This window comes from Pedobacter sp. 01T416_2 (assembly GCF_056398925.1).
Window position 1 is genome coordinate 1 of record NZ_JBFTQI010000471.1, and the last position, 4697, is coordinate 4697.

At 39.9% G+C, this 4697-nt stretch carries 5 protein-coding genes; all 5 read right to left on the reverse strand.

What is annotated here, in order from left to right; genetic code table 11:
- Nucleotides 1-10: 10 nt before the first annotated feature.
- Genes AC1DPQ_RS18245 through AC1DPQ_RS18265 form a run of 5 tightly spaced genes read right to left on the reverse strand, consistent with a single transcriptional unit; the run spans nucleotide 11 to nucleotide 4627 of the window.
- The gene (locus tag AC1DPQ_RS18245) at nucleotides 11-751 is read right to left on the reverse strand and encodes a sulfite exporter TauE/SafE family protein (RefSeq protein ID WP_477584258.1); all 741 of its coding nucleotides are present in this window, start codon (nucleotides 749-751) and stop codon (nucleotides 11-13) included.
- A gap of 3 nt (nucleotides 752-754) precedes the next feature.
- Entirely contained in the window at nucleotides 755-1933 is a 1179-nt protein-coding gene (locus AC1DPQ_RS18250; RefSeq protein ID WP_477610455.1) for a molybdopterin molybdotransferase MoeA, read from the reverse strand.
- A gap of 7 nt (nucleotides 1934-1940) precedes the next feature.
- Nucleotides 1941-2921 (reverse strand): GTP 3',8-cyclase MoaA, encoded by a 981-nt coding sequence (gene moaA / locus AC1DPQ_RS18255; protein WP_477610456.1) that lies wholly within the window; start codon nucleotides 2919-2921, stop codon nucleotides 1941-1943.
- Nucleotides 2918-3508, reverse strand: a complete 591-nt coding sequence (locus tag AC1DPQ_RS18260; protein ID WP_477585795.1) for a nucleotidyltransferase family protein — start codon at nucleotides 3506-3508, stop codon at nucleotides 2918-2920. The genes moaA and AC1DPQ_RS18260 overlap by 4 nt, the downstream gene beginning before the upstream one ends.
- A gap of 3 nt (nucleotides 3509-3511) precedes the next feature.
- A complete protein-coding gene (locus tag AC1DPQ_RS18265; RefSeq protein ID WP_477610457.1) occupies nucleotides 3512-4627 on the reverse strand; it encodes an XdhC family protein in 1116 nt (371 codons plus the stop codon).
- Nucleotides 4628-4697: the final 70 nt, after the last annotated feature.

Here is a 4697-nt window from a genome sequence, read left to right on the forward strand (position 1 = left end):
GTATTTAATATTATGCATGTGTAAATAGTAATTTATAAGCGGCCAGCGCCAATACACAGGCCAGCACATTTTTTAAAACGGTTTGCGGGAATTTTAAAGCGCCAAAATAAGCGCCACAAATGCCACCCACGAAAGCTACGCCAACATAAGCGAGCATATGGCTGTTAAATTCGAAGCCTTTAATCAGTTGGCCGCCTAAACCAGCAACCGAATTAACAAAGATGAATGCTGCACTGATTGCCGCAGTCTGTTTTTGATCTGTCCACTTTAAAAGCAATAGGATAGGAGAAAGGATAATGCCTCCACCGATACCGATCATGCCCGAAAGTAAGCCGATAATACCGCCAATGGCAAGCGATAGCGGAATGTTCGATGGTTTGAAATCTTTTGGATCGGTATTTTTAAAGAAGAAAAAACGGATTACGGGAATGAGTAACAGCACACCCAAAATCTTTTTATAAATGGAACTTTCGATGGCCATCATGCCGCCAACAAAAGAGAGTGGGATAGAGGCAAGCGCAAAAGGCCAAAAGGTTTTCCATTTAAAATGACCACCACGGTAAAATTGGATAAATGAAGTAGAAGAAACAAACAAATTGAGCAATAGTGCTGTAGGTTTCATAATGGCCGGTGAAATGGCGAAAATGGCCATTAATGCGAGGTAACCGCTTGCGCCACCATGCCCAACAGAGGCGTATAAAAAGGCTACAATAAAAAGCAAACAGTAAAATAGGATAAAACTTTCTTGCATGGTTTAGTTTGGTAAAATCATTACGGTTAGGATGTCGCCTTTTTTTAATTGTTCTTGTGTTTCATCAAGACAGATCAGGCAATTGGCCTGCGCAAATGAGCTTAATCGATAAGATTCCTGCGCACTGAGCGGGGTAACCAGCCCATTTTCAAATTTGCCCTTTAGGAAATGTGTAAGCCCTGCAGCTTTGGAATAGGAATGGGTAAGTTTTGCCTGAACCTCAAGTACACTATTGCTTTTATGCGATAAGGATTTGATGGATGGCAATACGTAATTATAGTAGCAGCTGAGTACAGATGATGGGTTACCCGGAAGTCCAAATATTAATTTTTGATCTTTTGTGCCAAAAAACAAAGGTTTGCCAGGTTTCTGCTTTACCTTATGAAAAATCTGTTTGATGCCACAATGTGCAGCGGCTTCGATTACAAAATCATAATCGCCTACACTTACACCTCCGGTTAGCAGCACAACATCGCTGCTTTCTATTGCTGTTTGTAATACTTTTTTTAGGATATCGAGATCATCATCAGCTTCGTAAACGGTAATTTGTTCAATGCCTTCATATTTTAAAGCTGCAGAAAGCGAATAGGAATTCGATTCGTACACCTGTCCAAATTCGAGTGTTTTTCCTGGTTGTTGTAATTCTTTCCCTGTTACAATAATCGAAATCTTTGGCATGGGATAAACGCTAACTTTGTTAATACCAATCCCAGCCAGAAAGCCAATAGCGGCAGGACTGAGCAGGCTCTCTTTTTCCATTGCCAATGCTCCGGCCATAATTTCTGAACCTTTATCCCGTACGTTTAAGCCAAGCTTTAAATTAGAATCCTGCAAGGTGATTTTCCCATCTGTGCGTGTGATTTTTTCTTGCATCACCACAGTATCGGCACCTTCTGGCAAAGGGGCACCTGTAAATATCCTGCTGGTTTCGCCGTTTTGGATGGTTATGGTGGTTGCCGTTCCTGCGGCCATTTCGCCAATTAAGGAGAGTTCTTGTTCGTGATCTTCGAACTTGATGGCATAACCATCCATGGATGATTGGCTAAATGCAGGAATATCGTATTTAGCATAAACATCAGCTGCAAGAATGTGTCCTGATGCCTTTGCCAAATCGATTGAAATGGGATTTAATGCTGTTATGTATTGAGAAATGAGGTCTTTTGCTTCTTTAACGCTAATCATGAAAATTTTATCCTCCAATGGTAATCATACTTCTGTTTTGAATGGTAGTCGCATCAATTTTTTCGAAATCGCTTACCAACTGTCCGCCTAATGCTTTCTTTTTGCTCCAAATAGCTGATTGAATTAGTGGAAGCACATCTTCATTTTCTCGCAATGCCGTAAGCAGATCGGTTTCACTATCCGAAAAAAGGCAGTTCTTTAATTTGCCATCTGCAGTTAAGCGCATGCGGTTACAGGTATCGCAAAAAGGATTGGTCATGGTGCTAATTATGGCAAACGAGCCTTCGTGACCAGGAATCATGAAACTTTTAGCCGTATCATGTGGTTCTCCTTTAACAGGTAATACGGTGAAATCTTTTTCAACTACAGATAGGATTTCATCTAACGAAAACATCTTATTGCTTGTCCATTTGTTACCGCTAAAGGGCATAAACTCAATAAACCTGATCTGGATTGGATTGTGTTTGGTCCAATTGATGAAATCGCAGATCTCGTTATCATTAAGCCCTTTCATCACCACCATATTTACCTTTACCTTGATTTTGTGCTGCAAAAGCAATTCGATATTACTGCGTACCTGATGGAAAACATCCCTTCGGGTAATCATAAAGAACTTCTCAGGTTGTAATGTATCCAGACTAATATTAATGGTTTTAATACCTGCTTCTTTTAATACAGGTAACATTTCGGCAATGCGGGTTCCGTTTGTGGTAATGACGAGCTCGACCGGAAGTTTACCCAATGCTGCAATAATTTGAGCTGCATCTTTTCTTACCAATGGTTCACCACCTGTAAGCCTGATTTTTTTTACGCCATTGGCCACAAAAACTTCTGCCAGCTTAATAATTTCGTCGGTTTGCATTAGCCGGGAGGCAGGGGTGAAGTCGTATTCTTCTTCGGGCATGCAATAAAAGCAGCGAAAATTGCAGTTATCGGTTAGCGATATCCGCAGGTAATCGTGTATTCTTCCAAAAGAATCTGCTATCATTGCTGGCTAATTAAATTGTTATAATCTGTTTCTGTATCAATATCAATTTCTCCATGTTCGAAAACAACTGTTTCTACATCTTGAGGATATTGTTTGAGTATCTTTTTTGCTCCTTCTGCTCCTGTGAGCGATAAAAGTGCTTCAAAATAATCTTTTTTGAAGAGGACAGGAGTTCCTGTCGCTTCTGCATAGGTACTGGCAATTATATTTTTACCTGTTTCTTTCTGCTTTTCGATTAAGCTATTAAAGTTAATCATTTTTATAAAAGCCTGGTCGGCTACAGCAATAATGATACTTTCAATTTCGCGATTATTTCTGATTATAGCAGAAAGCCCGGCTACAATGCTCGATGCCATTCCATTTTCCCAACTTTCATTGATAACGAAATTAACCTGATCATGCTGATGCTGGCTGGCTATTTCTTTAGCGTTTGAACCTAAAACAGCGATAACGGGTCTGCAACTTGTTTCTAAAGCTTCATTTATTACGGTTTGCAAGAGCGTTTTTCCTTTGTAATCCAAAAGCTGTTTTGGTCTTCCCAAACGTGAAGAACTACCTGCTGCCAATATGATAATGCCCGTTTTCAATGCTTAATTGTTTTTTAATTCGTAAACATGGATCGGTTTTTTCTTCTCTTTTAAAAACATGGCCGAAGCACCTGTAAAAACAGATTTAATCTCGGCGAGGATAGAAATGGCGATTTCTTCTGCAGTTTCTGCGCCAATATCCAAACCAACCGGACCATGTACACGTGTTTGATTTGTTGGCGTTGCCAAATCCAGTTCATCTAACATCCTAACTAGTTTTTTCTTTGGTCCAAGTGTGCCGATATACGGAGCATTTGTGCCTAATAGATATTTAAGTAGTTCGAGGTCGTAATTGTAATTATGGGTCATCAATACAAAAGCTGTTTGTTCATCTATCTGAATTTGAGCTAACACATTTTCGGGTTTGCTCACTAAAACCTTGGTTGCATTTGCAAAACGTTGTGGCGTAGCATGCATAGGTCTTCCATCTATCACAGTTACTTCCCAGCCCAAAAGGTAAGCCATTTCGGCTAAAGGCTGTGCATCATTGCCTGCGCCAGCTATAATTAATGAAATTGGGGGTTGGATAAACTCCAGAAAGGCATCAATCTGTTGGTTGTCAAAATTATAAGCTTTAATTGACGTGGTCTTATATTCAGAAACTTCCAGGATATCTTTAATTGTCTCATTGAAGATCGCTTCGGGGATTTTAGCTAGAATAGGTTCATTTCTAAAAAGCATACTTGTACCCAACTGCAACTTATCTGTTAGGGAAAAAAGTATTGCTAAAACTGCATGCTCCCTTTTGCCTTGCAACGCGGTTAAAATAGCAATGGGATTTAGCTCATCTGCTTCTAAAATGGGTTCGAACAAAATATGTACAATGCCATTGCAGCCCAGCTGAACGCCAAATTTTGCATCATCTTCATCTGTAGTATCATAAGTAATGAGCTTGTTTTCTTGCTGTACAATTGCCGAAAGTGCTTTCCGCAACGCATCGCCTTCTAAACAACCGCCACTAATGGCGCCTGTTAACTGGCCATCTTCAGTAATCAACATTCTTGCACCAGGTCTGCGGTAAGAAGAACCCTCTACCTTAACTACCGTAGCAAGGGCTGTTTTTTTCTTTTCCTTCGTTGCTTTTTGATATGCCTTTATGATATCGGTAATTTCTTTCATTAGGGATTGATGCAATAGAGGATGCAATTTAATGATAATCTATTACAAATAGCCAAAGCAAAAGGAAGAT

Bases quoted from the DNA above. Each gene is read 5' to 3' on its own strand.
- moaA (WP_477610456.1), bottom strand. From the start codon at position 2,921: ATGATAGCAGATTCTTTTGGAAGAATACACGATTACCTGCGGATATCG.
- AC1DPQ_RS18265 (WP_477610457.1), bottom strand. From the start codon at position 4,627: ATGAAAGAAATTACCGATATCATAAAGGCATATCAAAAAGCAACGAAG.
- AC1DPQ_RS18250 (WP_477610455.1), bottom strand. From the start codon at position 1,933: ATGATTAGCGTTAAAGAAGCAAAAGACCTCATTTCTCAATACATAACA.
- AC1DPQ_RS18245 (WP_477584258.1), bottom strand. From the start codon at position 751: ATGCAAGAAAGTTTTATCCTATTTTACTGTTTGCTTTTTATTGTAGCC.